Below are 25,762 nucleotides of genomic sequence, written 5' to 3' on the forward strand. Positions count from 1 at the left end.
TCTCTCCTTATAGTACATCTGAAAAATGTGGTTTTAAGCGTCTAAACACGGTTGAGCCAATTAATAGTAAAACAATAGTAACTCCCCAGAAATATAAGCTATATTGCCAATGTTCCCAGAACCATGCACCGCCTAAATAAGATTCGCGGTATCCTTGAACAATATAATATAATGGATTGATTTTTAAGATTGTCGCAATCATTCCAGTTGGTTGCCATAAAATTGGCAATGTCCACATAACTGTTTGCATAATGATATTGATAAATTGCATAATATCAGGTAAAAATGGTTGTGTTGAAGCAGTAATCCACGTAATTGCTGTTAAAAAGACTAATAAACAAGCTAAGTAGTAAATTAATTGCAAACTGTACAGACTTGGGTAATAACCGTTAGCTGTAGTAATTACAAAACCAATTAGAATGAAAAACAAGTGGGTGTACAAGTTCGATAAAATTTTAGACGTTGGTAAAATTTGTACATTAAACACGACTTTTTTAACTAAATAACTATATTCACGAAACACATTCGTGGCTGATAATAACGAATCTGAAAAGAAGAACCAAGGTACCATCCCTGTTACTAAATAGACAATGAACGGCATATTGTCGCCAGCTCTAGAACGAAGGCCTACAGAAAAGACAAACCAATACGTCAAAACAGTTACTAATGGCGTTAAAAACGCCCAGACAATTCCTAGTGCTGAACCAGCATACTTGGCCTTAAAATCATTAAATGAAAATTGTAATAACAATTTTTTGTTCTGAAAAATATTCTTGAAAATTGAAAATGTTTCTTTAAACATATACTTATTCCTTCCGTAATAAACTATTTTTATCTAAAATTTTTGGATACAAAAATGCCATTTTAAACAACATTTCTATTTTATCGATAAACGCCTAGCTTTTCAATAGTAGACCCCTTTTTATAAAGAAAAATTTAACTGATTTCACTATATTAAAAAATCTTGTCCAATTTTTAGGAGATTATGCTACAATAATGGAGGTCTTGCATTTTTTTGCACGGAAACTATTTTTGAGAGAAGGGAAATTATGGTTCTTTTTATTATTTACGTATTTCTGTCTTCTGCTGGTCTGGTCTTATTTAAACTAGGTTCTAGCAGTTTGAACATCCAACTCCAACAAACAATCTTTTCAATGAATATCTCACTTATATCTTTATTGGGTTTATTTTGTTATTTAATTAGTTTTATTTTATGGATGTTAATTATTAGTCGTTCCGATGTTTCTTACATTGTTCCTTTAGGCGTTGCCTGTACAAACATCGCTATTTTAATTGCTTCAAATCTTATTCTAAAAGAGACAATCACAACGAATGCCCTTATCGGTGCTGTGGTTATTATTGTCGGCATTGTGATTATGAATCTTAAATAAAACAACAAAGACCTTAAACTCCAACTTAAGGTCTTTGTTGTTTTATTTAATATAGATTTTTAAGCCAATAAAACTGTCTCAGTTCACTTAATTTAATGATAATATAACTAAAAACAATTAACAAAAAAACTTGTACAACATATGTTTTAAAGTTATCGTACGTTAACTTTTGAATCCCTAATTGACTAGCTGCATAAAATAGTAAATATTTTATCGGATTTTGCGCTAAATAAATAATAATACTAGATTTTCTTAAAAAGTCACTTCCAGGAATACGTATATTTTCTAAATTAAAACTTAAAATAACCACTAACACAGCAACTATTGGTAACGTAAAATAATTTTGTGCATCATAAAAAACACCTAATTGTTGCGCAAATTTCACTTCCTTTAGTCCTACATAAGAAAAAATAACAATACCTAAAACTAAGAATAAATTATTTAAAGGCTTTTCAAATACATAGTTTGCTAAAAAATAGCCTATAATCACATAACAAATCGTAGAAATCATCGAAAAAGATATAGAACCATAAAAAGGCACTTGTTTAATCCATTCAATGTCAAAGTACCACTTACCATAAGTAGAAGTAAATACTCCTATCAGAAAGCTAACAATTCCAATTGTTAATAATACTTTCTCACCAAAATAACTTCGGATGTAATAAATAATAAATACACTCATTACTAATGCGATTAAATACCAAGAAACACCTATTCTGGGGACATAGCCTAATAATATGCTCAGTATAAATGATATTTTTCCTCTTAAATCCATTTCCCCTTTAACAAAATTCATAATAGATACGATAAAGAAGGGAATGTAAAAGATCAACCACGAAAGATATACTTTTAAGATTCTTTTTATATAATTGAATAGTATTTTTTTATCTTTTTTTTTTTCTCTAAAAGAAATTTTTTTAAACAAAAAATATCCAGATACTATGAAAAAAAAACGGAACAGAAAAGCGGGCTAATATTTTCAAATCACTACCCAAAATAGATTTAGAGGGAAAGGTATGAATTCCAACTACACTTAATGCAGCAATAAATTTGAAGGCATCCAATACATCATTGTTTTTAGTCATTTTTCCCCTCTCTATTCTCCCATTTTTCTTCAGATTTCATGATAGATAATTCTTGCAATAATGTTTTAATGCGATTTTCGTGTTTTGAAATCAACACAGAATTTTTAATTTCCATGATTAACAGGACAATCACCGCAGCTGATAATAAGAAGTTTGATGTTGTTTCAAACCCAAAGGCCATTGCTAACCATTCTGCCACATGCGGGAAAACAGCAAAAATAATTAAGACAATTGAGATTAATAACCAAATCAAAGCATTTTTTAGGAGAAAAATATTTTTATTAATCCCTCGAATAATGTATAAGAAAAAGCCAATTGCAAATAAAAATAAAGCTAGCCATAACACGGTTGGTAGCATTAATCTCCCTCCTTCATAAAGGCAGCAATCAGAATTGCTGAGCCGACTTCCAGCATATACTTCACAGAAGCCAAGGCACGAATCGAAGAAACACCACCAAGCCGTTCCATCATATTGACAGGTCTTTCAACAATCACAAAACGTTTTTTAATTAAGTGAACAATCGATTCTGGCTCAGGATAATTTGTCGGATAACGCTTTGCAAAAAAAGCAATCACTTTCCGATTTCCCGCTCGATAACCAGAAGTCACATCATAAATTGTTTTACCAGAAGCCATTCGAATACAAAAGGATAACAAATGAATACCAAAACGGCGCATTTTCGTACTTTGAAAAGCCGCTTCGTTTCCAGGAATGAAACGAGAGCCAATCGAAAAATCACATTTACCCTCTGCTAATGGTTCCAGTAAAATAGGTAAACTATTGATATCATGTTGACCATCACCATCAAACTGAACCGCCACATCATACTCATTTTCTAAGGCATATTTATAGCCAGTCTGTACCGCCCCGCCAATACCTAAATTCAACACTAAATGAATGGCATTAATTTGGTTGACTTCTAAAATTTGTTTGGTTCCATCTGTCGAGCCATCATTAATTACCACATAATCCAATTCATGTTGAAAATGCGTAACTTCCTGTTTAAATGTTTCAATGGAAGCAATCGTCCGCAAAATGTTTTCTTCCTCATTGTAAGCAGGAATGATTAAAAGTACCTTCATAAAGAGAAACACCTTTCCACTTTTTCTCTAACAAAACCCCTCACTTACACAAAACAATTTATTGTTGAACATTTTCTAACATTTGTGCTAAGGCTTCTTGCCAAGTAGGAATTTTAAAGCCTAACGCTTCTGTTTTACTTAAATCCATGACAGAATATTGTGGTCTTTGCGCCTTTTGTGGAAATTGAGTTGAATCCACTGGCAGTACTTCCACTTCAGTATCTTTTAAAATTTCTTTAGCAAACTGATACCAGCTACAGCTGTTTTCATTAGACAAATGATAAACACCAAATGGCGCTTTTTCTGCAATAACAAATGCCATAAATTCGGCTAACGTTCTTGTCCAAGTTGGGCGGCCAAACTGATCGTCCACTACCGTTAGTTGGTCTCTTGTTTCCGCTAATTTTTGCATGGTAAAGACAAAGTTATGACCGTATTGACCAAATACCCATGATGTTCGAATAATATAATAGTCGTCCAGGATTTCTTGGACCGCTTGTTCACCTAATAACTTCGTCCGACCATACTCATTTAAAGGATTCGGTTGATCATCAATCGCATAGACGCCTTCTTTTTTAGTTCCATCAAAAATATAATCTGTACTTACGTAAACAAGTGTCGCCCCCACTGCTTTAGCAGCTTCTGCAACATGACGTGTGCCATCTACATTCACTTTTTCATCTAATTCCTTGCCTTCGTCTTCTGCTTTATCAACAGCTGTATAAGCAGCACAATGATAAATGACGCTTGGTTGAATTTCTTTCACTTTTGCCAACGTACTATCCGCATCAGTAATATCTAATTCTGTGGAATCCGTTGAAACATACTCAATTCCTTGTTCGTCTAATAGGTGACGTAATTCTGTGCCCAATTGGCCATTTCCACCAGTAATTAAAATCATTTTTTTCGCTCCTTCTTGAAAAAAAGGCAGGGCAAAGTAGCTTTTGTACTTTGCCATCGCCTTTCGACTGTTATCTCACATGTCAGAAAAAATTACTGACCATTTTGTGCATATTTTGCTTCAACAGCTTCTTTATCTGCACGCCACCAGTCTTCATTTTCTGTATACCACTTGATTGTTTCTGCCAAGCCTTCACGGAAATTCGTGAATTCTGGTTCCCAACCTAATTCTTCGCGTAATCTGGTTGAATCAATCGCATAACGTAAGTCATGTCCTGCACGATCGTTGACATGCTCATAGGCATCAACAGGTTGTCCCATTAATTCTAAAATTAATTCCATCACTGTTTTATTGTCTTCTTCACCATCGGCTCCAATTAAATACGTTTCGCCAATTTGTCCTTTTGTTAAAATTGCCCAAACAGCCGAAGAATGGTCGTTTGTATGAATCCAGTCACGAACATTTTTACCAGCACCATAAAGTTTTGGTGTAATGCCACTTAAGACATTGGTAATTTGACGAGGAATAAATTTTTCAATATGTTGATATGGACCATAGTTATTTGAACAGTTTGAAATTGTTGCTTGTAAGTTGAAAGAACGAACCCACGCTTTGACTAACAAGTCAGATCCTGCTTTTGTTGAAGAATAAGGACTTGAAGGATTGTAAGGCGTTTCGGCAGTGAATTTTTCCCCTTCGCCTTCTCCATGTCCTGGTAAATCTTCTCTTAAAGGTAAATCGCCATAAACTTCATCAGTCGATACATGGTGGTAACGAACATTGTTTTTACGGCAAGCTTCGATCAATGTGTACGTCCCAATCAGATTGGTTTGTACAAATGGGAATGGGTCGTTTAATGAGTTGTCGTTATGCGATTCAGCAGCATAGTGAACGACCGCATCTGTTTCAGCGACTAAACGATTAACTAATTCAGCATCAGCGATATCTCCTACGACTAATTCCACACGATCACTTGGTAGACCTTCAAGATTTTTTTCATTTCCTGCATACGTTAATTTATCTAATACAGTTACATGAACTTCTGGATGATTCTTTACAACATAATGAACAAAATTTGAGCCGATAAAACCAGCTCCACCTGTTACGATGATTTTTTTCATAATTGAAACTCTCCTACTTTTTTCTTAAATTTCGCCATAGATAAACGGATTTTCCGCTTCAAATTCTTTTAAGGTTGGATGTTTTTGATCCTTTTCTGACGTAATCGCTTTTTCTGGCGCAATTGGCCAATCAATAGCTAACGCTGGATCGTTAAAAGCAATACCGCCGTCTGCTGCCGCATTGTAGTAATTGTCACACTTGTACATAAAGTTCACGTTCGGTGTCAAAGTGACAAAACCATGAGCAAAACCTTTTGGTACTAAAAGCTGACGGTGATTATGTTCTGATAAAATATAGCCTTCCCATTGACCATAGGTTGGACTCCCTTTACGAATATCAACAATCACATCTAATACCGCACCTGTTACAACGCGAATTAGTTTTGTTTGCGCAGCTTCGCCTTTTTGAAAATGCAATCCACGCAAGACACCTGCTTCTGTTGATAATGAATGATTATCTTGGACAAAATCAAAGTCTAATCCATGTTCTGCAAATTTAGCTTTGGAATAACTTTCTGTAAAAAAGCCACGATGATCACCGAAAACATCCATTTCGATAATTTTGACATCTTGTAATTTTGTATCAATAACTTTCACGTTTCTTCGCTCCTATTCTGCTGCTAAACGTAGCAAGTATTGGCCGTAGCCATTTTTCTTCAATGGTTGTGCCAATTCTACCAATTGTTCTTTTGTAATATAGCCCATTCGATAAGCAATTTCTTCCAAACAAGCGACTTTTAAATTTTGACGTTTTTCAATTGTTTCAATAAATGTTGACGCTTCTAATAAGGATTCGTGTGTGCCTGTATCTAACCAAGCAAAGCCACGGCCCATTACCTCAACAGAAAGTTTATTTTTTTCAAGGTAGACTTTATTAACGTCTGTTATTTCTAATTCCCCACGTTCTGACGGTTTGATCCCTTTCGCAATTTCAACCACTTCATTGTCGTAAAAATACAAACCTGTCACTGCGTAATTTGACTTCGGTTGTGCTGGTTTTTCTTCAATAGAAAGCGCCCGCATCTCTTCATCAAATTCTACCACGCCGAAACGCTCTGGATCATTTACATGGTAACCAAAGACTGTTGCCCCTGACTCTTTAGAAGCCGCTCGTTGCAACATTTTTGATAAGCCGCCACCATAATAAATATTGTCCCCTAAAACTAAGCAGACACTGTCATCACCAATAAATTCTTCACCAATAATAAATGCTTGCGCCAAACCATCTGGGCTTTCTTGTACCGCGTATTCGATATGAATGCCTAAATCATGGCCATCGCCGAATAAGCTTTCAAAACGTGGTGTATCTTCTGGTGTAGAGATAATCAAAATTTCATTAATTCCCGCCAACATTAACGTTGACATTGGGTAATAAATCATTGGTTTGTCGTAAATTGGCATTAATTGTTTTGATGTTGCTTTTGTTAACGGATATAAGCGTGTCCCGCTTCCGCCTGCTAAAATAATTCCTTTCATGAACAATCTCCTTAAATACTTCTATTTTTAGTTTCTATAAAACCAAATATCCTTCCCTATTATCGCATTAAGCATAGGGTTTGTCATGTTTTTTACGTAAATTTTACAAATCTGTAAAAGTTTAGCGCTGTTCCTTTAAACGCTGATGTAAAGCTTTTAATAAATTCACACGCCAATTTAATTTTTGTTGGAAACTTGTTTTGGTAATAATAGGGCTGACATTCGCTCCATGTCTTCGGTAAAGCACTAATGGTTCTTTAATGAGACCCGTTTGCTTTTTCCGTGCAGCTAATAAGCCAATCCACATATCATGCATAGGAACTTCTGGCGGAATGGGTAAAATGACGTTTTTCATCTCTTGACGAAAGGCCATACCTGCCCCAATATAGCCACTTTTTATCGCATTTCGCCAAAACCCTGGTTTGACTTTTCGAAACTTAAAATAAGAGGGATTGGTAACTTGTAAATCCGCATCAACAATTTTCAAGTCACTAATAACTACTTGGATGTCAGGGTGCGTTTCAAAATATTCTGTCACCGTCGTTACTTTATTTGGCAACCAAACGTCATCTTGATCTGCTAAAAATATTACTTCGCCTTTCGTATGCGTAAGCGCAAATGCAAAATTAGCAATCACTCCTTGCCCTGGACCTTGTAACAATTGAATTTGGGGATAATTCGCTGCATACGTTCTCAAAATTTCCAACGTATGATCAGTAGAACCATCATCTGAAATAATTAGTTCATCTTCTTCACTGACTTGTAAAAGAATACTATCTAATTGTTCCGCGAGATATTTTTCTCCATTATATGTCGCAATACAAACTGAGATCATAGATTATCCTTTCATTAACTTGAGAAATTCTGCCAATGTTTGCCGCCAAATTTGGCGATTTTTGACAGTTAAAAATTGCTTACTACTGCGTAAAAATAAATGGCGTCGATGATGGGAAAACTTTTCTTGATCATATCGACGATAAAATAACGTTTCTGCTTCAATAATAGAGCGATAACGTTGAGGACTCATTGTACGATAATCTAAAACAGACAATTCTTGTTTTAGGTGGATTGGTAAGACTTCAATCTTTTTATTGGCTTGATTCAATTGATAAAAGAACCAATGATCTAAATAGTCCAAAGGAAATTCTTCCGAAAATCCTTCCAACCAGCGCAGTGTTTCTGCCGTAATGACTGTACCAGAATTGATAGCCATCAACGGTTGGTTGGCTATCCCTGCTGTTGGCTTTGCTCCTTTAAGTCCAACATATTGATCACTATAAACTGGCGAAATTTGTTGTCCATTTGCTTCTACAATTGGAACATAGACTGCCACAGTCGGATCTAACGGCATGATGATCAACGTATCAAAATAAGAAGCTGGCACTTCTGTGTCTTGGTCAAGGAGCAACAATAATTCACATTGATTCGTTTGACTAAAAGCAATCGCTTCATTATAAGCGGTCGCTAGGCCTGGATTATCAGGATTATGTCGATAAGTAACATTTTGTTGTAAAAATAATGCATCTTCTTGAGGAAGTGGGCTGTTGTCATAAATAAATAAGTGCAATTCGGGGTGATTTACCACTTCTTTTAATAACAAATAATTCGGCGTATCAGCCATTTTCATTTGATATAAGACGATGACTACCGCTAATCTTTGACTCATTAAAAGAACCTCCAGCCCCATTTGTTAAAAAATTTCCCCATTGATTGCATAAAGATTTTAAACAATTTTCGACTTTTATGGGCGCCCTTTTCATACATGTGAACAACCGTTTCAAAAGGCGTATAGAGAATCCGATAGCCTGCTTTGCCAAAACGTAAACATAAATCGTTGTCTTCAAAGTACATGAAGAAACGTTCATCGAACCCACCAATTTCAACGAATTTTTCACGATCAATCAACATAAAACAGCCTGAGCCCATTTTAATATCCGTTGTTTCTGTATCCGACAAATCGCGACATTCATAAATACTCAAACGTTTATCAAAAATTTTCTTTACAAATTGAAAGGGAATAAAACGTAACATATAATCGAAAACATCTAATTTTTGACGAACTAAATATTGCGTCGTGCCATCTTCATTTAACACTTTAGGGCTAACGACTGCAATGTTCTTATCTATTTTGATACGGTCTAATAGACGATCAAGCACGTCTTTAGTAACCAAAACATCGGGATTAAAAATAATTGCATACTTTGTCGAAGCATTGAATAACACTTGATTATGACCATGACCAAACCCTTGATTTTCTTCAGCGCGATGGATAGTAATAAATGGTTCATATGTTGTTAATTTTTCAAGATACGCTGTTTCAGAATGATTGTCATAGATATGAATATCATAGATACTATCAGTACCCAGTTCGGCTTTTAATTGGTCTAGTACATTAAAAATGTAACGACTATTATAAGTGACAATCGAGATTGTTACCATTTCTTGCATGCTCATTTCTCCTTACTACTGAAACATCGTCTTAAAAAAAAAGCATATGTTTCACACATATACTTTTTTAAGTTTAATGGAATTATATCATAGGTTTACGCTCTCGCAAAGCAACCTAAAGATTTCTTTACTTTCTCTTAGAATGCTTGCCAAGTCGCTTTTTCATTTGCTCCTGACGATATTCACGATTCCCTAAAATCCGTAACAAATACATCAACGGTTGATGTCCTTCGCCAACTAGACCGATTAGTTCAATGAATAGTTCTAAGCCAATTAAACAAAAGACAATTAATAAAATTGATGCTACTGTACTTGAATAGCTGAACAATAAAGAGACAAAGGAAAAAACTAACGCTAATGCATAAATAGTCATGACCGCCCCTTTATGGGTAAAACCTAAAGATAACAAGCGGTGATGCAAATGCATTTTATCTGCTGAGGAAATGGGCTTCTTGTTCAATAGCCGTCGAATAATTGCATAAACCGTATCCGTAATTGGCACACCTAAAATCACCATTGGCGTAATTACCGTAATAAACGTAGCATTTTTCAATCCCTGTAACGACATTACTGCAATCATAAACCCGAGGAATAACGCCCCGGTATCTCCTAGAAATATTTTAGCCGGATAAAAATTGTATGGGAAAAATCCCGCAATGCTCGCAACTAAAATAAAAATAACAATTGGGATATAGACCGTTTTAGCATGTAGGAAAAAATACCCTGTAATACCAATCGTGGTTAATCCAATAATGGATACGCCTGATGCTAAACCATCCAAACCATCAATTAAATTTACTGCATTCGTAATCGCTAAAATCCACAATAAAGTTAGTGGTAAACTAAACCAGCGCAAATCAATCATTCCAACAACTGGCAACGTCACAAAATCTATCCGAATTCCAGCAACAAAATAAATAACTAATGCTGCTAACAAAATACCGATTGTTTTTTTCATTGGAGTAATCTCTTTAATATCATCAATGAGGCCTGTCAAAACAACCATTCCACCAGCCAAAATAATCGGCCAAATATAATCTTGTGGGATAATCGAACGAAAAATCAATAAACATGAACTAGCAAAAGCAATGTAGATTGCAAGTCCTCCTGCTGTAGGCATATTTTTGGTATTGATTCGTCGCTCTCCTGGTGCATCGTAGGCGCCAATCCGAAACGCTAGAAGCTTAACAAGTGGTGTTAATAGCAAAGATAAGATAAATGTCATAAATAAACGTATCAAAACTTCATAAATAAATAGTGACATAGTCGAACCCACTTTCTTCTCGTTCAGGGTATATTATACCGTAAACTGAAGCATTTACAAGCTGAAACATGTGTTCTGGCAACGGTTTAGACTTTTTTAAAGAAATCCATTTATTTTTTCTTTTTAAACCATCTAAACAAGCGTTGTTCAAAACTTGGTTGTTTTTTTTCTTTATCTCCAGATAAGTATTCATCGACGACAGCGTTGACAATTGCTCCTAAAATAATAATCGTGGCAGCAAAATTCAGCCATAACATCAAGATGATAAAACTCCCAATGATTTGATAACTTGCGATTCTAGAACTAAAATATTTTACGTACAAACCAAAAATTTGTGATAATAGCATCCAACCGACTGTCGAAAAAATAGCCCCTGGCAAAATAGAACGTAACGATAATTTCCGATTAGGAACGACCGCATAAATCAAACACATAATCACTAATAAAACAACGGTCGTTAACGGCCATTTTAACGCTTGGAAAGTATCGATCACAGACGTTGAGTAATGGAAAATTGGTTGCAGTAATTCAATAATGTACTGACCCAGACCTAAAATTACTACTACACCAACAATCGCTACCATAAATAATAAAATAACTAAAAATGAGACCACTCTTACGAGAATAAAATTTTTCCTTTGTTCGACACCAAAAGCTTTATTCATCGCATTTTGTAGTGCATTAATACTTTGACTGGCACTCCAAAATGCTGCTAAAGCGGAAACAGAAAGCAACCCGCCTGAACGTTGAGTCAGTAGTGAACGAATCGCTGGTTCTAAGTTCTTATAAACATCTTTCGGAATCGCCTCTGCAATATAAGGCAACACAGAATTAGGGTCGATTCTTAAATAAGGTAAGACATTACCTACCGCAATCAGTAATGGAAACAGCGAGAGTAATAAATAATAGGCAACAACCACTGAGCTGTTGCCTATTTCGGCTGTGACCATGTGACTTTGCGTTGTCTCAATAAAACGCATCAAAGATTGATTCTTTTTGATGTTGTCGAGAAACTTCATCACACACTCTCCTTATTAATAAGTCAATTCTTCGCCTTGTGACGTTAAGATTCTTGGACCTTCTTTCGTAATCGCTAATGAATGTTCATATTGACAGCTTAGACCGCCATCTTCAGTATAAGCAGTCCAACCATTTGGGTCCATTTTCATGCGCCAAGTTCCTGTGTTAACCATTGGCTCAATGGTAATAACCATTCCCTCTTTTAAACGTAGTCCTTTACCTGCTTCACCATAGTGAGGAATCATTGGACTTTCATGGATAGTTGGGCCAATGCCGTGACCTACAAAATCGCGAACTACCCCGTAGCCTTCTCCTTCTACATAGGTTTGAATTGCATGACCAATGTCGCCAATTCTATTTCCTACTTGTGCTTGTTCAATCCCAAGATATAGCGCTTTTTTGGTTACTTCCATCAAGCGGTCAATTTCAGGTGTTGATTCACCCACGACATAAGACCAGCATGAATCAGAGATTGCGCCCTTTAAGTCGACACACATATCTACTTTGATTAGGTCGCCATCTTTTAATACTTTTTTACGAGGAAATCCGTGGCAAATTTCATCGTTGATACTACAACAAGTAGCATATTTGTAACCTTCATAGCCAATTTGAGCCGCCACGCCACCATGACTTTCAATAAAGTCTCTCACAAATACTTCAATATCCCAGCTTGTAATGCCAGGTTTAATAAACGTTCGTAAATGACGGTGAACATCCGCTAATAATTCTCCTGATTCATCCATCATTTCAATTTCTCGTGGTGATTTTAATGTAATCATACTATCTCTCCTAAACTTGTTTCATTCAAATTATTTTATCACATTTTTGGCAAAAAAGATTGTTCAAACACCAATTTTCAAAAAGTCCCTTAATAAAAGTACTCGCTAGTCTTTTATAAGAAATGCGCATCTGCTATAATAAGTGACAGAATTGTACGAGGGGGAAGAAAGTTTATGACGTTAGCTAAAATTGTGTATGCAAGCATGACTGGGAATACAGAAGAAATTGCCGACATTGTTGCAGAAGCATTTGAAGATTTAGAATTAGAGGTTGAAATTGATGAGTGTACGCAAGTCGATGCCGCTGATTTTGAAGAGGCCGATATCTGTGTAGTAGCTACATATACGTATGGCGATGGCGATTTACCTGATGAAATTGTCGACTTTTATGAAGACTTACAAGAGATTGATTTATCAGGAAAAATCTTCGGCGTTTGTGGTTCAGGAGACACGTTTTATGATGATTTTTGTAAATCGGTGGACGACTTCGAAGCAGTCTTTACTCAAATTGGGGCAAAAAAAGGCGCCGACAGCGTTAAAGTTGATTTAGCCGCTGAAGAAGACGACATCCAACGTTTAGAAGAATTTGCGAAAAAATTAGCAACTGCCGCAGAATAACTACGTTGAAATAAATAAAAAAACACCAGAGAAAAATGGGAACTAGCCATTTTTCTCTGGTGTTTTGATATTCCTAATTTAAAAATAAAATACTGTAATTTAAAGCTGCCGCAAAAGTAACCCAAAGAATATAAGGAATCATCAACCAGCCACGCGTTATTAATTTATAACGCAAGTAGTCCCACTGTTGAACTATTAATAATAGCCATAACAATGAGATATCAATCACAGATAATAAATTATTTTGTAAAGAAAAAAAGAAAAATGTCCAGAAAAAGTTCGCAATAAATTGTAAAATAAATAGCGTAATCATGCGTTTTTTCTGTTGTTTATTTGGATGAACTAAGATGAAATAAAAAGTAATGCCCATAAAAATATACAACACCAACCACACCGGTCCAAATAACCAGCCTGGCGGAGCAAAACTTGGTAATCTCAACGCTTGATAATATTCTCTCGCATTTACTGAAAATAAGCCCGATAAGAGCCCTAGTCCGGTAATTCCTACAATACTTAGCCATAAACGTTTATCTTTCACTCGGTTCATGTTTTTTGCCCCTTTCTATTTCTCTTCTTTACTGTAGCATGGTTGCGAATAATCTACCATTAATACACTTAACAAAAAAAGACCGTTCTTTTAAGAAACAGTCTTTTGCTGTAACCTCACAGAAGTTATCAGCATGAGGTTACACTTTTTTTTTTAATTTTTATAGGTCAATATCAATTGGTTCATCTCGTTCAAGAATTGCTTCAATACTATCTTTCATTAAATGAATGATTTGTTCTTCTGAAGGATGGATAATTCCAGAAGTCATCAATGCAGCCACACCAGTAGCGACCACCCATGTTCCCATGTGTAAAGAGTCAATTTGAACATCGTTTAAATTAGCATACTCAGGATCAGCTTTTACCGCTTCAGTAAAATAGTGATAAGAGAATTCTTGCATTTTTTTGCCGCCGCCATATTCTTCTAAATAAAGCGCACGGTATAACTTACTTTCACTTGTCGCAAAATGAATATAGTTTAAAGCCAAATCAACAATTGTATTCCCGGTATGTTTTACTGGAAAGACTTCTTTCGCTAAGTATTTATGAATTTTTTGGAATAAAGCATCGCGTAAATCATCCATGTTTTTAAATTCCAAATAAATCGGTTGGGTGGAACATTTCATTTTATTAGCAATATTACGTGCAGTGAACTTCGAAAATCCTTCAGTGGCGACTACTTCATAGGCAGCTGTTAAAATCTGCTCTTTCGTAATGGTTTTTTTTCTTGCCATAATTCCCTATCCCCTTTATTCATTCATATACAACGCTTCCAAATAAATGCTTATGGTTATTGTAACACGATTTTTCTATTATGCAAAATTAGAACAACTCTTTGTACAAAAGTTCACTGAGCGGGAGCACGACAACTTTTACCCCAACTTAAAATAACAGTTGATAAAGGCTTTATTTCGTTGAGTTCCCTGCTCTTCCGTGTTATGATATGAGCAGTCATTACCCATCAAAATGAAGGAGGAATCACGAATGACCTTAGAGAATTTTAATGAAAATCTAAAGAAATATGCACGTTTAATTGCTGAAACGGGTGTCAATGTTCAGGACAATCATACGGTTGTTTTACAAATCAGTGTTGATCAAGCGCCCCTTGCCCGCTTAATTACGGAAGAAGCTTATCGCTTAGGTGCGGCCGAAGTAATTGTTCAATGGAGCGACGAAACCATTCAACGTGAATTTTTAGCTCATGCTGCAACTGATCGTATTGAAAATGTTCCTCAATATAAAATTGATCAAACCGATGATTGGATTGCCAAAGGCGCAAGCCGAATTAGCGTGGTTTCTTCTAATCCTGATGCATTAGCTGGCGTGGATGCACAACGTGTAGCAGCTTTCCAAGCGGCTAATGGGAAAGCATTGGTCAATCTACGAAAAGCAACGCAAGCCAACAAAGTAAGTTGGACTGTTGTAGCTGCTGCTAGTGAAGGCTGGGCAGCTAAAGTCTTTCCAGAATTAGCAACAAGTGAAGAACAAGTTGATGCACTTTGGAATGAAATTTTCAAAACAACACGAATTTATGAAGAAAACCCAGTCATTGCTTGGGATATCCATGATAAAAAATTACAAGAAAAAGCGGCTGAATTAAACGAACAACAATTTACTGCTTTACACTACACAGCTCCTGGGACAGATTTAACGATTGGTTTGCCTAAAAACCATTTATGGGAAGGCGCTGGTAGTTATAACGCTCGTGGGGAAGAATTCATGGCTAATATGCCAACAGAAGAAGTTTTCACCGCCCCAGATAGTCGCCGCGTTGATGGTTATGTTTCTAGTACAAAACCACTAAGTTATGCTGGCACAATCATTTCGGGAATGAAATTTACATTTAAAGACGGAAAAGTTGTTGACTTCTCAGCTGAACAAGGCGAAGAAGCATTGAAAAATCTCTTAGCTATTGATGAAGGTGCCAAACACCTAGGGGAAGTTGCTTTAGTACCAGACCCTTCACCAATTTCACAATCCGGTTTGATTTTTTATAATACATTGTTTGATGAAAATGCCTCTAATCATTTAGCCTTTGGTTCGGCCTATGCCTTCAACTTACAAGGCGGCACGGAGATGAGCGAAGAAGAATTAGCTGAAGCTGGTTTAAATCGTAGCCAAACACATGTGGACTTTATGGTAGGATCTGACAAAATGAATATTGACGGCATTAAGGAAGACGGGACGATTGTTCCAGTTTTTAGAAATGGCGATTGGGCATAGTCCTACCAAATGTTGAAACCAAAGTTTTTAGCTCCAAAAAATAAGAAGAAACTGCTTTTATTCAGTAGATTCTTTTAAAATTTAGAAAGTGAGGCCTAAGTTGCAGCGATTTAGGCCTCACTTTCTTATGCTAAAAAATCAATTGCATTCGAAGGACCTTTAACGTTATAATCAAATTGAAAGCGGATTCTTTTACACGATATAAGTTTACTTTTAAATAAAAGAATTTTTTTCAAAAAAGTAGAATTGGAGAATTAACATGGGATTATTTGATGGATTATTAGGGAATGCAACACAAAATAACAATGAAACAGCTGAAAAAGAATTACGGGATGTTTTAATCCCTAACGAAAAAGTAGATATGGCCTTCACTTTAGTAAGAGATTTAATTGTCTTTACAGATAAACGCTTAATTTTAGTCGATAAACAAGGAATTACAGGTAAAAAAGTTGATTATAAATCGATTCCCTACAAATCTATTTCACGCTTTTCTGTTGAAACTAGTGGACATTTCGACCTAGATGCAGAACTAAAGATATGGATTTCAAGTGCTGAGTTACCTTCAGTAAGTCTTCAATTTAGAAAAGATAAAGATATTGTTGCTATTCAACAAGCTTTAGCAGCTGCTGTGTTATCTTGAATCCACAAAAAAAGACAGGAAAGCGACCAACTTTCCTGTCTTTTTAATTTTAGATAAAATAAAAAAGGCTTCTCAGCCTTGATACGTTCCTTATTCAATCAGACACATGGCGGCACTTGCTTAGTGCTGCTTCCTTCCGGATCTGACACAATTCACTAGCCCGCCATTGTCCTAGCCTTTCGGCAAAACCTAGTATAACGTATTTTTATTCTTTTGACTAGTCTTTCTTTTGATTTTTTAAAAGTTTCTCTTCTTTTTTCTTTGCCCGTAACTTTTTAAAGAACTGAACTAGCAATAAGCGACACTCTTCTTCTAAAACGCCTGCTTCGACATAGGCCACATGATTGAAGCGTTCATCTTCTAATAAATTCATCAATGTGCCAGCAGTGCCTGCTTTAGGATCAGTTGCGCCATAATAAACTTCTGGAATTCGTGCTAAAAGCATCGCCCCACTACACATTGGACAAGGTTCTAAAGTTACAAATAATTGGGTTTCTTCTAGACGCCAATTTTCTATCCCGCGACACGCTTCCTGGATTGCATACATTTCTGCATGCGCCGTTGCTTCTTGCCGTGCTTCTCTCAGATTATGCCCGCGGCCAATAATTTCCCCTTGCCGAACTATCACAGCTCCAATAGGCACCTCAGCCAAACCTTCTGCTTTTTTCGCTTCTGCAATGGCTTCTCGCATAAAAAATTCTTTTTCTTCTTGTGTTAACGTTGTTTCTTTTTTTCCCAATTAATTTCCACCTTTCGGCTTTTTCCCACTAAACTTCTGTCTTGCTTCATGGTACAATAAATCAGTGAGGTGTGTCTATGATTATTGAAAATTTATCTCAGCTTTATCCCAAAGGCTATTTATCAAAAACAATTGGTTCCGAAGCCACCTATTCAATTCCTGTTGACGACCAATTTTTCATTGTGAATAAAGCTTTCTTAAGTATTAAAGAACAGCATTTGTTGGAAGCGCTTTTCCCGATTTCTGAAAACCCAACAATTACTGGTAACCATCCTTGGTTCAGTTACTTATTTCAACAGGCAAAATTACCTGCCGAAGGGACCTTTCGTATGTTGCAAATTCAAACGAATGTCACAAAAGAATTACAAGCTGAATGGCAATTTAATTTAACAAAGATGTTTCCTGATACAGTTGATTGTTTCAGTCCAAGTAATAATATGTATATTTTAGTTGAAGAACAGTCAAAAAATACCTTTCAACAAGAAGAAATTCAAGGGATCTTTTTAACATTAGATACAGACTTTGATTGCACTAGTGCTGTATTTGTTGGCAATTTTTATTCCTCTGAAGACATTCTCCGGCGTTGTTTCCATGAAGAACAACGTATTTTTTCAGAAGAACTTAATTCCTCTAGTCGGACGACTGTTTTTAGTTTAACTGATGTTGCCCTCCACTATTTTACCAAAGAAGCCATGAGCCAAAATGTACTTGTTGAGTATTATCGTCGTTTATTAAATAAAGACACCGATATTCAGCCAATCATCAGCGCTTTGTGGAAAAATCAAGGCAATATCAGCTCCACTGCAAAAGATTTATTTATGCATCGAAATACTTTACACTATCGGTTGGAAAAGTTTTTTGAACAAACTGGCTTATCTTTAAAAAAAATGGATGATTTAATCTTTTGTTATTTGTTATTAAGAAAGTAGTACGTCCATTTTTTTCTCGTATGTTTTTTATTCCCAATTAGAAAGTAGGCGTTCCAATGAAAATTACCGCATATGTCGCTAGTGCATTTAGTAAAAACCACGAAGGTGGCAACAAAGCAGGCGTTGTTTTTATGACACAGCTCTTAACGAGAACCCAAAAAATGGCCATCGCCAAAGAACTAGGATTTGCAGAAACTGCTTTTATTTCAGACTCAAAGATTGCTGATTTCCGCCTTGAATATTTTACACCAAAAGAAGAAGTCGACTTATGTGGTCACGCGACAATTGGCGCTTTCACCATCATGAAGCACTTAAATAAATTATTGCAAACAGAATATACAATCGAAACGAACAGCGGTTTGCTCGCAATCACGGCGAACGGTGAACAACTATTTATGGAACAAACTGTCCCAACTTTTTATGATACGCTCACTTTAGAAGAATTGAGCGGCTGCTTTGATTTAAACGCAGTGGCAACTGCTTTTCCTATCCAGATTGTGTCAACGGGCCTAAAAGATATTTTGGTTCCCATTAAAAATGCGCAATTATTACAGGATTTACAACCAAACTTTGAAAAAATTAAGTTACTTAGTCAAAAGTATGGAGTTATTGGGATGCATCTTTTTGCTTTGTCTGAAGAAAATATCATTTGTAGGAATTTTGCACCCCTTTATGACATCGATGAAGAAGCCGCTACTGGTACATCAAATGGTGCGTTAGCTTGTTATCTGTACCATCACCAAATTTTACAAAAAACCAATTACACCTTTGCCCAAGGTTATACCTTAAACGCTCCTTCAGAAGTCTTAGTGCGTTTGAACACTACATCCCAAAAGACAATTGATCAAGTTCTAGTTGGTGGCAGAGGCTATTATGTTGAAACAAAAGAATTATTTTTATAAAAAAAAGATGGCCTAGGCCATCTTTTTTACTTCATTGCATCTTCAATAAATGTGAAAAAGCGTTCTTTTAAAGAATCTGTATTGTCTTTAACTTTTTCGCCATATTCAGCTAATTTTGAACCGCCATCTTTCACACGATCAACAACATTTAAAACAGAATCTAATTCATCATCGGATAAATCATCGACAATCGATAATAATTTTTGGTTTCCATCAAATTTATCGTCTACAAACTTTTTAACTTTATAACGATTGGAAACATGAGATACCTTCTTAATAATTTTTTCAGAAGCGATGACTGCAACAGAGACACTTGCAACTGCAGCAATGCTTAAACCGATACCAATTTTTGTTGATGCTTTCATTTCCTTCAGCTCCTCTGTTATTTTCTACTTTAATCATAACATATTATTACTTTTATGCGTAATAGAAAGACCTTTACTAGCACTTAGTCTCGTCGGTTATTGCCACCAAATAAAATAACCAAACGTAAAAGTTGTAAAAAGGTCGAAAGCGCCGCTGCTACGTAGGTAAGTGCAGCTGCAAAAAGAACTTTTCTGGCCATTGGGACTTCTTCTTCTGTTAATAACCCACCTTCAGAAAGAATACTTAACGCACGTCTAGACGCATTAAACTCCACCGGTAAAGTCACCAATTGAAAAATCAAGGCTAATGAAAAAGCCAAAATTCCAATGTTGATTAATGTTTGATTCCAACTAAATAAAACACCAATCAAAATTAGTGGAAAGGAAATGGTTGAACCGATGTTGGCAACTGGAACAATAGCTGCACGAAGACGTAAAGGCACATAGTTCGTATGATCTTGTACCGCATGTCCGCATTCATGAGCCGCCACGCCAATAGCCGCGACCGATGTCGATTGAGCAGTGGCTTCGGATAAGCTCAACATTTTGTTTCCAGAATTATAATTGTCGGTTAAATCACCAGCGATTTGCTGAACTCCAACATCATTAATTTGTTCTTTTTGTAAAATATATTGTGCTGCCTGCGTGCCTGTAACATGTTTACTGCTTCGTACTTGATCATATTTACGAAAGGTACTGTTAACATATGCGGAGGCCGCACCAGAAATCGCAATTCCGATAATTACCAATATATAGGTTGGATCGATTCCAAAATAAAAGGGCATCATTGTCCTCTACCTCCATCTTTTTTTCTTTATTGTAGCATGATAGTGAAAAAAAGGGAGCGACAAACGTTGTCTTTTGTTTAAAAAAATGATGAATTTTTCAAGAAAGTGCCGAAACTAACAAAATTGTCACTCAATTAACGGAAAAAAATATGGCAAATTTCCTAAAAAAAAGGCATACTATTCCTTGAGGTGAGGAAAATGAAAACATTACTAAAAATATTAATTCCCATAGTCATTTTAGCCGGTGGTAGCTGGGGCGTTTATAATTACTATTACGGTGGAGAAGCCTATTATACACAAATCACAACATCTGGTGAAAAGAAAGATGAAAAAACAAATTCTGGTGAAGCAATGACCATTTATTACTATCAACAACCTGCGTTTAATAAAAACGGTGAAGAAAAAACCGTGGAATTAAACGAATCCCGTGATCAACCTTTGCGTATGAAAGCCTATCTAAAATTGAAAGTTAATCCCCGTAAAGGCGTGATCAGCTGGAATGAAGTGACAGAAAAAGAAGTCCCTGAAAAAGCTTTAGAAAAATTAAAATAAAGAAAAAACCGTTGGCAAGCGACCAACGGTTTTTTCTTTATAATTGATTACTAATTTTTTCGATATTTTTTAGCATAATGGACACTGTGCCATCTGGATTATTAACAAATTCAATTAAATCGCCATTGCGGTAAACATCTAACGGAACAATTAATTCAATACCGTTATCCATTTTTAACTTCTGTTTGCCAAATTTCTTTTCAGAAATTTCGCGAGATTCTCTGACTGGCGGTGTTTTGTCGACAAACTTCGACTCATTCACTTCTTCTTGGTAAGCTAATTTAGCTGATACATTTTCTTTAAATACTTGCTCAGCAATCTGCTCATTGTCAATCGTTCCCGTTTCCTCAATGCTATCATATACCGCTTCTTTTACAGAAGCCATTAGTTCAAACTCATCTTCGTTAAATTTCTTTCCAATGCGTTTGACTGCTTTTTTAATTTCTTTGATATTTTCTTCCATGGAAGGTGCCGCTTGCGTCTCAATCACTTTTTCAGAGAAATACCAGATTTTTTCTCCTGAAAATTCATATCTTTTCTCTAGTAATTCAAACGCTAATGTATCTAAGTCAACTGTAATTCCTTCATCTGGTTTTTGTGATTTTGAAGACAAAATTGCTCGATTGATAATCAGTTTGTTATAAACGGATTCTTCTTCATAGTCGACGTAATGCGTGTAACTTTCTTTATAGTTTAATTTAATCATTGCGACATGTAACACCGTATCTAATTCATATAAAATGAACAAAATATCAGCACTAGGCGCATCTTCGCTTCCTGAATAAACATCATACCAATGTTGGGTAACTTCTTGGCTTTTCTTTACAAAATCACTAGGAATCCCACGTAACGTGTCAACAAAGGAACTATTTTCCGCCAATGTTCCAGTCTTTGTTTGTGCAGTCGAAAGTTTTGAAATTTTTGCAGTTAAATACGTTCGAATATACTCAGTCGTTAAATCTAGTTCCTTTTCAGAAAAAACCGGCGTCCCAGTTTCTCGATCAATAATGTGTAAAATTGCTTTTTTTAAATAAATATCCATTTTTACGCTCTCCTTTTCTCAACCTTTTTAGTCTAACTGAAAGAGAGAAAAAAGCCAATAGTTTCTATAAAAAGAAGAAGAATTCGTAGACAAATGTCTACGAATTCTTCTTAACTTCAAAAAGCGATTACCCTTCTTCGCTGTATAACATCCCTGTTGCTTCATCAACTGGATCGACTTTATTAAAGATGCCTTTCTTTCTGAAAATATAAGTTAAGCCCATTGGTACGATAATGGCAATCACCATTGCGCCTAAAAACGGCAAGTAATATTGTGGCACAATAGATAAAATTCCTGGCAAGCCACCGACGCCGATACTTGTCGCACGAACGCCCATTAAAGTGGCAAACATTCCGGCCATTGCTGAACCAATCATGCCCGCAACAAATGGATAAACATATTTTAAGTTGATCCCAAACATCGCTGGTTCAGTCACACCTAGGTAACAAGAAATCATTGCTGGAATCGAAACTTGTTCTTCTTTTTTGTTTCCACGATGCATAAAGATAACCGCTAAAACTGCTGAACCTTGTGCAATATTTGATAAAGCAATCATTGGCCATAAGTTGGTTGACTGAAAGTCAGCAATCAACTGTAAATCAATAGCATTACTCATATGATGCAACCCAGTGATAACTAATGGTGCGTACATAAAGCCAAAGACGGCGCCAAATAACCAATTAAATGTTGACGTTAATCCTGCATTCACAATATCAGAAACCCAACTACCAATCGTCCAACCGATTGGTCCTAAAATGACATGTGCAGCCAATACTGTCGGTACTAAAGCAAACAATGGGACAAAAATCATTGAAATTGCTTGAGGAATCACTTTTCTAAAGAAAATTTCAAGATAGGCAAGCAAGAAGCCGGCTAACATAGCTGGGATAACTTGCGCTTGATAACCAATCATGTTAACTTGAGCAAACCCAAAATCCCAGAAAGGAATTTCTGCTGCTTTAGTCGTCGCAACTGAATAAGCATTCAGAAGTTGTGGTGAGACTAATGTAATCCCTAGGACAATCCCCAAGATTTGTGTGGTTCCCATTTTCTTCGTAATACTCCACGTAATCCCAACTGGCAAGAAGTGGAAAATTGCTTCGCCGATTAACCATAAGAATGAATTGACTCCATTCCAAAATTGAGAAACTTCCACGATTGTTTGACCATCAAGAAAGCCAAATGGAACCCCTTCCAAAATATTGCGGAACCCTAAAATCAATCCCCCGATAACAAGTGCAGGAATCAATGGTGTAAAAATCTCAGCTAAAACAGAAACAACTCGTTGAACAGGACTCAAATTACTTTTGGCAGCTGCTTTCCCTTCTTCTTTTGAAACCCCTTCTAAACCGGAAATTGCAGAAAAATCATTATAAAATTGTGGGACTTCATTCCCAATAATTACTTGAAACTGTCCAGCATTTGTAAAGGTTCCTTTTACAGAAGGAATATCTTCAATCACAGGTACATCCGCTTTTTTTGGATCTTTTAATACAAAACGCATTCGAGTTGCACAATGAGAAACAGCTGAAATATTTTCTTTGCCTCCTACTGCTTTCAACAACTGTTGTGCATCGCTTTGAAACTTACCCATTTTACATTCTCCTCTCAAACTTGTATATACAATTAAGTTGTATATACATCATACTCGATTATTCTTTTTTTGGCAAGCGCTTTCTTTCGAAAAAATAATTTTATTTTTTTACAAATCCCTTGTCTTTTCTTAAAGAGTCAAACAGAACGCTTTTTTAGCTGCTTCTTTATTGCTATACTACAGAGGGAAAAAACGAAAAGGAGTATGAAAAATGTTTTTTAAAGAAATTCATCATGTGGCAATCAATGCCTCAAATTATCAAGCAACTAAAAATTTTTATGTCGAAAAGTTGGGCTTTGAAGTTCTTCGCGAAAATCATCGTCCCGAAAAAAACGATATTAAATTAGATTTAAAATTAGGCAGCCAAGAATTGGAAATTTTTATTTCTGATCAATTTCCCGCTCGCCCCTCTTATCCTGAAGCTTTAGGATTACGTCATTTAGCTTTTAAAGTTGAACATATTGAAGAAGTGATTGCTTTTTTAAATGAGCAAGGAATTGAAACAGAACCGCTACGAGTAGATGATTTTACGGGTGAAAAAATGACCTTCTTTTTTGATCCAGATGGACTACCTTTAGAACTTCATGAATAATAAATAAAGGAGAGAAACAAAATGAAAGATACCTTTCGCTTAGAAAACCAGACGATTTATTTTGGTACAGAACGGGCAATTTCAGCCAGCCCTCAAACGATTTGGCGCTACCTGACTGAGACAGACAAGCTAAAACAATGGTTTCCAGAATTAGAAATTGGTGAATTAGGTGTTAACGGGTTTTGGCGGTTTATTCTGCCCGATTTTGAAGAAACAATGCCTTTCACTGATTATGCAGAGGAAAAATATCTGGGCGTGACTTGGGATACTGGTATCATCTATTTTGACTTAAAAGAACAAGCACCTCATCAGACCCTGTTAGTCTTTTCAGAATCTCTCCCAGAAAATTTTACAACACCTCGCCATAAAGATATCGCTGGTTGGTCAATTGTTCTCAATCGCTTGAAGCAAGTAGTTGAAACTCCTGATGCAGCACCAGAAAAAATAGATTTTCCGCAAATAGAAAATCATTACTTGGAAAAATTAACGAATTTAGAAAATTAAAAAGTGTGGCACAACGGGTAAATCACCCTCTGTGCCACACTTTTTAAAAACGTAAAATACGCTGATAAACAAATAAACCTAAATCAATTAAGCAAACAACAAAAATTGCCAATAATACAAAAGAGACCCGCAACTCTGCGGCGTACATCCCTCGTAAACTAATTGTTGCCAAACATAACCCAAAAATCGTTGCCATTGTCACTTGTAACACGGTTCCTGGTTTTAGGGCATAAACAAAAATGCCAATCAAACTAGAAACAATGAGGTGTGTCAGTGGCAATTGAAGCCAATTGACAACAAACAGACTAAGGAAACATCCTAAAAGAGTCCCCCAAAAACGTGTCTTAATACGCGTGTTCATTTCTGCTTTCACTGGATGCAAGAGTAGAAAAACATTCATCGGAATCCAAATTATTTTAATGCCTCCTACACTCCACATTAAAATAAAACTCAGCGTGATGGTGAAACTCATACGAATAGCTAAACGAAATCGTTGCACCCTTTCGTCAGGACTTTCTAAAAATTGTTTGAAACTTGTAATCCCAAAAAAAGTCTGTTGTAAGTCGTGCCAGAAATTAATAACTGCCAATTTTTGTTGCTTCATATTTAATTGAATGCTTTTAAAAAAACGAACATGGCCCCTACTCTTTAAGCTAGTTAGCTGACGTAATCCTGTTTGCCACCAAGCGTTTAATGTTAAAGCCAATAAAAAAAGACCAATTAAAAAGGCCACAACTTGAGATTGCATCAAAAATGTATTTCCTTTAACCTGGATTAACTGACAAAACGTAAACATCATCAAATAACTATGATACCGCATCGGTGTCGCAGATGAATAAAATAAATAAACAATTAAAAATGTCACACTACTATTTAAAATAATAGACCAGCTAAAGGAACTACTAGCTATAAATGCTAAAAAACTGATCACAAATTGCCTGATACTCATTTTGAGCAGCGCTACAAACGAATAATCTTTTTTATAGTTAATTTTAAACATAATAGTAAATACAGGCACCATAATTAAATAGCTTGGGGAAAATAAAAAATCCAATGTATAAAAACTAACCAAAAAAAAGGCGATGACTGGGAAAATAGCCCAAACATACGCAAAAAATTGCTGACTTTTTGTACTAAAAAAATAAATAACAATCACTCCA

The 25,762-nt window shown here is 35.8% G+C and carries 32 protein-coding genes and 1 other RNA gene; 9 read left to right on the forward strand and 24 right to left on the reverse strand.

Translation table 11 applies throughout. The annotated features are described in order from the left end of the window. Nucleotides 1–7: 7 nt before the first annotated feature. Nucleotides 8–802 (reverse strand): ABC transporter permease, encoded by a 795-nt coding sequence (locus tag IGJ46_RS08580; RefSeq protein ID WP_002356900.1) that lies wholly within the window; start codon nucleotides 800–802, stop codon nucleotides 8–10. 247 nt (nucleotides 803–1,049) lie between these two features. Between IGJ46_RS08580 and IGJ46_RS08585 the strand changes: the two genes are divergently transcribed. Further along, nucleotides 1,050–1,391, forward strand: coding sequence for an EamA family transporter (locus IGJ46_RS08585; protein WP_002356899.1), 342 nt, complete (start codon nucleotides 1,050–1,052; stop codon nucleotides 1,389–1,391). Between the two features lie 46 nt (nucleotides 1,392–1,437). On the opposite strand, the gene IGJ46_RS08590 is transcribed toward IGJ46_RS08585, so the two are convergent. The 14 genes from IGJ46_RS08590 to map all read right to left on the reverse strand — a co-directional run bounded on the left by IGJ46_RS08590 (nucleotide 1,438) and on the right by map (nucleotide 12,568). Beyond that, a complete protein-coding gene (locus IGJ46_RS08590) occupies nucleotides 1,438–2,316 on the reverse strand; it encodes an acyltransferase family protein (protein WP_430613752.1) in 879 nt (292 codons plus the stop codon). Next, nucleotides 2,309–2,476: a hypothetical protein gene (locus tag IGJ46_RS08595; RefSeq protein ID WP_256356957.1), complete on the reverse strand. Its 168-nt coding sequence runs from the start codon at nucleotides 2,474–2,476 to the stop codon at nucleotides 2,309–2,311. Before IGJ46_RS08595 ends, IGJ46_RS08590 begins: the two co-directional genes overlap by 8 nt. After that, nucleotides 2,469–2,834, reverse strand: coding sequence for a DUF2304 domain-containing protein (locus IGJ46_RS08600; RefSeq protein WP_218391183.1), 366 nt, complete (start codon nucleotides 2,832–2,834; stop codon nucleotides 2,469–2,471). The genes IGJ46_RS08595 and IGJ46_RS08600 overlap by 8 nt, the downstream gene beginning before the upstream one ends. Beyond that, entirely contained in the window at nucleotides 2,834–3,559 is a 726-nt protein-coding gene (locus tag IGJ46_RS08605; protein WP_218391184.1) for a glycosyltransferase family 2 protein, read from the reverse strand. The genes IGJ46_RS08600 and IGJ46_RS08605 overlap by 1 nt, the downstream gene beginning before the upstream one ends. A gap of 58 nt (nucleotides 3,560–3,617) precedes the next feature. Further along, the gene (rfbD, locus tag IGJ46_RS08610) at nucleotides 3,618–4,460 is read right to left on the reverse strand and encodes a dTDP-4-dehydrorhamnose reductase (RefSeq protein ID WP_002356895.1); all 843 of its coding nucleotides are present in this window, start codon (nucleotides 4,458–4,460) and stop codon (nucleotides 3,618–3,620) included. Between the two features lie 92 nt (nucleotides 4,461–4,552). Beyond that, nucleotides 4,553–5,581 carry a dTDP-glucose 4,6-dehydratase gene (rfbB, locus tag IGJ46_RS08615; protein ID WP_002359895.1) on the reverse strand — a complete coding sequence of 343 codons (1,029 nt, stop codon included), beginning with the start codon at nucleotides 5,579–5,581 and terminating at the stop codon, nucleotides 4,553–4,555. Between the two features lie 24 nt (nucleotides 5,582–5,605). Continuing rightward, nucleotides 5,606–6,178, reverse strand: a complete 573-nt coding sequence (gene rfbC / locus IGJ46_RS08620) for a dTDP-4-dehydrorhamnose 3,5-epimerase (RefSeq protein WP_002356893.1) — start codon at nucleotides 6,176–6,178, stop codon at nucleotides 5,606–5,608. Between the two features lie 12 nt (nucleotides 6,179–6,190). Next, a complete protein-coding gene (rfbA, locus tag IGJ46_RS08625) occupies nucleotides 6,191–7,057 on the reverse strand; it encodes a glucose-1-phosphate thymidylyltransferase RfbA (RefSeq protein WP_002364387.1) in 867 nt (288 codons plus the stop codon). Nucleotides 7,058–7,178: 121 nt separating this feature from the next. Then, entirely contained in the window at nucleotides 7,179–7,892 is a 714-nt protein-coding gene (locus tag IGJ46_RS08630) for a glycosyltransferase family 2 protein (protein WP_002362119.1), read from the reverse strand. 3 nt (nucleotides 7,893–7,895) lie between these two features. After that, nucleotides 7,896–8,723 carry a glycosyltransferase gene (locus tag IGJ46_RS08635; protein WP_002376950.1) on the reverse strand — a complete coding sequence of 276 codons (828 nt, stop codon included), beginning with the start codon at nucleotides 8,721–8,723 and terminating at the stop codon, nucleotides 7,896–7,898. Continuing rightward, nucleotides 8,723–9,511, reverse strand: coding sequence for a glycosyltransferase family 2 protein (locus IGJ46_RS08640; protein WP_002359892.1), 789 nt, complete (start codon nucleotides 9,509–9,511; stop codon nucleotides 8,723–8,725). The genes IGJ46_RS08635 and IGJ46_RS08640 overlap by 1 nt, the downstream gene beginning before the upstream one ends. Nucleotides 9,512–9,632: 121 nt before the next feature. After that, nucleotides 9,633–10,769: an MraY family glycosyltransferase gene (locus IGJ46_RS08645; protein ID WP_002366956.1), complete on the reverse strand. Its 1,137-nt coding sequence runs from the start codon at nucleotides 10,767–10,769 to the stop codon at nucleotides 9,633–9,635. Between the two features lie 110 nt (nucleotides 10,770–10,879). Then, nucleotides 10,880–11,788, reverse strand: coding sequence for a YihY/virulence factor BrkB family protein (locus tag IGJ46_RS08650; RefSeq protein WP_002383768.1), 909 nt, complete (start codon nucleotides 11,786–11,788; stop codon nucleotides 10,880–10,882). Between the two features lie 15 nt (nucleotides 11,789–11,803). Next, nucleotides 11,804–12,568, reverse strand: a complete 765-nt coding sequence (gene map / locus IGJ46_RS08655) for a type I methionyl aminopeptidase (protein WP_002356886.1) — start codon at nucleotides 12,566–12,568, stop codon at nucleotides 11,804–11,806. Nucleotides 12,569–12,742: 174 nt separating this feature from the next. On the opposite strand from map, the gene IGJ46_RS08660 reads away from it, so the two are divergent. Next, complete coding sequence (locus tag IGJ46_RS08660; RefSeq protein WP_002356885.1) at nucleotides 12,743–13,186, forward strand: flavodoxin; 444 nt, start codon at nucleotides 12,743–12,745, stop codon at nucleotides 13,184–13,186. A 73-nt stretch (nucleotides 13,187–13,259) separates the two neighbouring features. Here IGJ46_RS08660 and IGJ46_RS08665 read toward each other — a convergent pair whose 3' ends face one another. Together IGJ46_RS08665 and IGJ46_RS08670 are read right to left on the reverse strand one after the other, a co-directional pair. Further along, nucleotides 13,260–13,733: a TspO/MBR family protein gene (locus tag IGJ46_RS08665; RefSeq protein ID WP_002356884.1), complete on the reverse strand. Its 474-nt coding sequence runs from the start codon at nucleotides 13,731–13,733 to the stop codon at nucleotides 13,260–13,262. A 160-nt stretch (nucleotides 13,734–13,893) separates the two neighbouring features. Beyond that, entirely contained in the window at nucleotides 13,894–14,466 is a 573-nt protein-coding gene (locus tag IGJ46_RS08670; protein ID WP_002356883.1) for a TetR/AcrR family transcriptional regulator, read from the reverse strand. 250 nt (nucleotides 14,467–14,716) lie between these two features. On the opposite strand from IGJ46_RS08670, the gene IGJ46_RS08675 reads away from it, so the two are divergent. Both IGJ46_RS08675 and IGJ46_RS08680 read left to right on the forward strand, forming a co-directional pair. Then, nucleotides 14,717–15,955, forward strand: a complete 1,239-nt coding sequence (locus IGJ46_RS08675) for an aminopeptidase (RefSeq protein WP_002362125.1) — start codon at nucleotides 14,717–14,719, stop codon at nucleotides 15,953–15,955. A 259-nt stretch (nucleotides 15,956–16,214) separates the two neighbouring features. After that, nucleotides 16,215–16,595 (forward strand): PH domain-containing protein, encoded by a 381-nt coding sequence (locus tag IGJ46_RS08680; RefSeq protein WP_002356881.1) that lies wholly within the window; start codon nucleotides 16,215–16,217, stop codon nucleotides 16,593–16,595. Between the two features lie 91 nt (nucleotides 16,596–16,686). On the opposite strand, the gene ffs is transcribed toward IGJ46_RS08680, so the two are convergent. Beyond that, nucleotides 16,687–16,773: signal recognition particle sRNA small type (gene ffs / locus IGJ46_RS08685), an RNA gene on the reverse strand. Nucleotides 16,774–16,812: 39 nt separating this feature from the next. Further along, the gene (gene tadA / locus IGJ46_RS08690; RefSeq protein WP_002362126.1) at nucleotides 16,813–17,334 is read right to left on the reverse strand and encodes a tRNA adenosine(34) deaminase TadA; all 522 of its coding nucleotides are present in this window, start codon (nucleotides 17,332–17,334) and stop codon (nucleotides 16,813–16,815) included. A gap of 77 nt (nucleotides 17,335–17,411) precedes the next feature. Between tadA and IGJ46_RS08695 the strand changes: the two genes are divergently transcribed. Further along, complete coding sequence (locus IGJ46_RS08695; protein WP_002383772.1) at nucleotides 17,412–18,263, forward strand: PucR family transcriptional regulator; 852 nt, start codon at nucleotides 17,412–17,414, stop codon at nucleotides 18,261–18,263. Between the two features lie 56 nt (nucleotides 18,264–18,319). Beyond that, entirely contained in the window at nucleotides 18,320–19,165 is an 846-nt protein-coding gene (locus tag IGJ46_RS08700) for a PhzF family phenazine biosynthesis protein (RefSeq protein WP_218391185.1), read from the forward strand. Nucleotides 19,166–19,191: 26 nt separating this feature from the next. Here IGJ46_RS08700 and IGJ46_RS08705 read toward each other — a convergent pair whose 3' ends face one another. After that, nucleotides 19,192–19,530: a hypothetical protein gene (locus tag IGJ46_RS08705; protein ID WP_002356871.1), complete on the reverse strand. Its 339-nt coding sequence runs from the start codon at nucleotides 19,528–19,530 to the stop codon at nucleotides 19,192–19,194. An 83-nt stretch (nucleotides 19,531–19,613) separates the two neighbouring features. Continuing rightward, the gene (locus tag IGJ46_RS08710) at nucleotides 19,614–20,318 is read right to left on the reverse strand and encodes a zinc metallopeptidase (protein WP_002384290.1); all 705 of its coding nucleotides are present in this window, start codon (nucleotides 20,316–20,318) and stop codon (nucleotides 19,614–19,616) included. A gap of 198 nt (nucleotides 20,319–20,516) precedes the next feature. Between IGJ46_RS08710 and IGJ46_RS08715 the strand changes: the two genes are divergently transcribed. Next, nucleotides 20,517–20,870 carry a YxeA family protein gene (locus tag IGJ46_RS08715; RefSeq protein WP_002387247.1) on the forward strand — a complete coding sequence of 118 codons (354 nt, stop codon included), beginning with the start codon at nucleotides 20,517–20,519 and terminating at the stop codon, nucleotides 20,868–20,870. Nucleotides 20,871–20,907: 37 nt separating this feature from the next. Here the strand turns inward: IGJ46_RS08715 and IGJ46_RS08720 are convergent, their stop codons facing one another. Both IGJ46_RS08720 and treP read right to left on the reverse strand, forming a co-directional pair. Continuing rightward, nucleotides 20,908–21,912 carry a nucleoid-associated protein gene (locus IGJ46_RS08720; RefSeq protein WP_002356866.1) on the reverse strand — a complete coding sequence of 335 codons (1,005 nt, stop codon included), beginning with the start codon at nucleotides 21,910–21,912 and terminating at the stop codon, nucleotides 20,908–20,910. Between the two features lie 127 nt (nucleotides 21,913–22,039). Beyond that, nucleotides 22,040–23,506, reverse strand: a complete 1,467-nt coding sequence (gene treP, locus IGJ46_RS08725; protein ID WP_002383776.1) for a PTS system trehalose-specific EIIBC component — start codon at nucleotides 23,504–23,506, stop codon at nucleotides 22,040–22,042. A gap of 211 nt (nucleotides 23,507–23,717) precedes the next feature. Here treP and gloA2 point away from each other — a divergent pair, with 211 nt between their 5' ends. Then, complete coding sequence (gloA2, locus tag IGJ46_RS08730; RefSeq protein WP_002356864.1) at nucleotides 23,718–24,098, forward strand: SMU1112c/YaeR family gloxylase I-like metalloprotein; 381 nt, start codon at nucleotides 23,718–23,720, stop codon at nucleotides 24,096–24,098. Nucleotides 24,099–24,119: 21 nt separating this feature from the next. Then, nucleotides 24,120–24,602 (forward strand): SRPBCC family protein, encoded by a 483-nt coding sequence (locus tag IGJ46_RS08735; RefSeq protein WP_002356863.1) that lies wholly within the window; start codon nucleotides 24,120–24,122, stop codon nucleotides 24,600–24,602. Nucleotides 24,603–24,645: 43 nt separating this feature from the next. Here IGJ46_RS08735 and IGJ46_RS08740 read toward each other — a convergent pair whose 3' ends face one another. Continuing rightward, complete coding sequence (locus tag IGJ46_RS08740) at nucleotides 24,646–25,758, reverse strand: FUSC family protein (protein ID WP_002359884.1); 1,113 nt, start codon at nucleotides 25,756–25,758, stop codon at nucleotides 24,646–24,648. Between the last annotated feature and the right edge of the window lie 4 nt (nucleotides 25,759–25,762).

It is taken from the genome of Enterococcus sp. AZ120 (assembly GCF_050546165.1).
Taxonomy (GTDB): domain Bacteria; phylum Bacillota; class Bacilli; order Lactobacillales; family Enterococcaceae; genus Enterococcus; species Enterococcus faecalis.

Coding starts and splice junctions, on each gene's coding strand:
- IGJ46_RS08580 (WP_002356900.1), bottom strand. CDS start 802: ATGTTTAAAGAAACATTTTCAATTTTCAAGAATATTTTTCAGAACAAA.
- IGJ46_RS08585 (WP_002356899.1), top strand. CDS start 1,050: ATGGTTCTTTTTATTATTTACGTATTTCTGTCTTCTGCTGGTCTGGTC.
- IGJ46_RS08595 (WP_256356957.1), bottom strand. CDS start 2,476: ATGACTAAAAACAATGATGTATTGGATGCCTTCAAATTTATTGCTGCA.
- IGJ46_RS08600 (WP_218391183.1), bottom strand. CDS start 2,834: ATGCTACCAACCGTGTTATGGCTAGCTTTATTTTTATTTGCAATTGGC.
- IGJ46_RS08605 (WP_218391184.1), bottom strand. CDS start 3,559: ATGAAGGTACTTTTAATCATTCCTGCTTACAATGAGGAAGAAAACATT.
- rfbD (WP_002356895.1), bottom strand. CDS start 4,460: ATGATTTTAATTACTGGTGGAAATGGCCAATTGGGCACAGAATTACGT.
- rfbB (WP_002359895.1), bottom strand. CDS start 5,581: ATGAAAAAAATCATCGTAACAGGTGGAGCTGGTTTTATCGGCTCAAAT.
- rfbA (WP_002364387.1), bottom strand. CDS start 7,057: ATGAAAGGAATTATTTTAGCAGGCGGAAGCGGGACACGCTTATATCCG.
- IGJ46_RS08630 (WP_002362119.1), bottom strand. CDS start 7,892: ATGATCTCAGTTTGTATTGCGACATATAATGGAGAAAAATATCTCGCG.
- IGJ46_RS08635 (WP_002376950.1), bottom strand. CDS start 8,723: ATGAGTCAAAGATTAGCGGTAGTCATCGTCTTATATCAAATGAAAATG.
- IGJ46_RS08640 (WP_002359892.1), bottom strand. CDS start 9,511: ATGAGCATGCAAGAAATGGTAACAATCTCGATTGTCACTTATAATAGT.
- IGJ46_RS08645 (WP_002366956.1), bottom strand. CDS start 10,769: ATGTCACTATTTATTTATGAAGTTTTGATACGTTTATTTATGACATTT.
- IGJ46_RS08650 (WP_002383768.1), bottom strand. CDS start 11,788: ATGAAGTTTCTCGACAACATCAAAAAGAATCAATCTTTGATGCGTTTT.
- map (WP_002356886.1), bottom strand. CDS start 12,568: ATGATTACATTAAAATCACCACGAGAAATTGAAATGATGGATGAATCA.
- IGJ46_RS08660 (WP_002356885.1), top strand. CDS start 12,743: ATGACGTTAGCTAAAATTGTGTATGCAAGCATGACTGGGAATACAGAA.
- IGJ46_RS08665 (WP_002356884.1), bottom strand. CDS start 13,733: ATGAACCGAGTGAAAGATAAACGTTTATGGCTAAGTATTGTAGGAATT.
- IGJ46_RS08670 (WP_002356883.1), bottom strand. CDS start 14,466: ATGGCAAGAAAAAAAACCATTACGAAAGAGCAGATTTTAACAGCTGCC.
- IGJ46_RS08675 (WP_002362125.1), top strand. CDS start 14,717: ATGACCTTAGAGAATTTTAATGAAAATCTAAAGAAATATGCACGTTTA.
- IGJ46_RS08680 (WP_002356881.1), top strand. CDS start 16,215: ATGGGATTATTTGATGGATTATTAGGGAATGCAACACAAAATAACAAT.
- IGJ46_RS08695 (WP_002383772.1), top strand. CDS start 17,412: ATGATTATTGAAAATTTATCTCAGCTTTATCCCAAAGGCTATTTATCA.
- IGJ46_RS08700 (WP_218391185.1), top strand. CDS start 18,320: ATGAAAATTACCGCATATGTCGCTAGTGCATTTAGTAAAAACCACGAA.
- IGJ46_RS08705 (WP_002356871.1), bottom strand. CDS start 19,530: ATGAAAGCATCAACAAAAATTGGTATCGGTTTAAGCATTGCTGCAGTT.
- IGJ46_RS08710 (WP_002384290.1), bottom strand. CDS start 20,318: ATGATGCCCTTTTATTTTGGAATCGATCCAACCTATATATTGGTAATT.
- IGJ46_RS08715 (WP_002387247.1), top strand. CDS start 20,517: ATGAAAACATTACTAAAAATATTAATTCCCATAGTCATTTTAGCCGGT.
- IGJ46_RS08720 (WP_002356866.1), bottom strand. CDS start 21,912: ATGGATATTTATTTAAAAAAAGCAATTTTACACATTATTGATCGAGAA.
- treP (WP_002383776.1), bottom strand. CDS start 23,506: ATGGGTAAGTTTCAAAGCGATGCACAACAGTTGTTGAAAGCAGTAGGA.
- gloA2 (WP_002356864.1), top strand. CDS start 23,718: ATGTTTTTTAAAGAAATTCATCATGTGGCAATCAATGCCTCAAATTAT.
- IGJ46_RS08735 (WP_002356863.1), top strand. CDS start 24,120: ATGAAAGATACCTTTCGCTTAGAAAACCAGACGATTTATTTTGGTACA.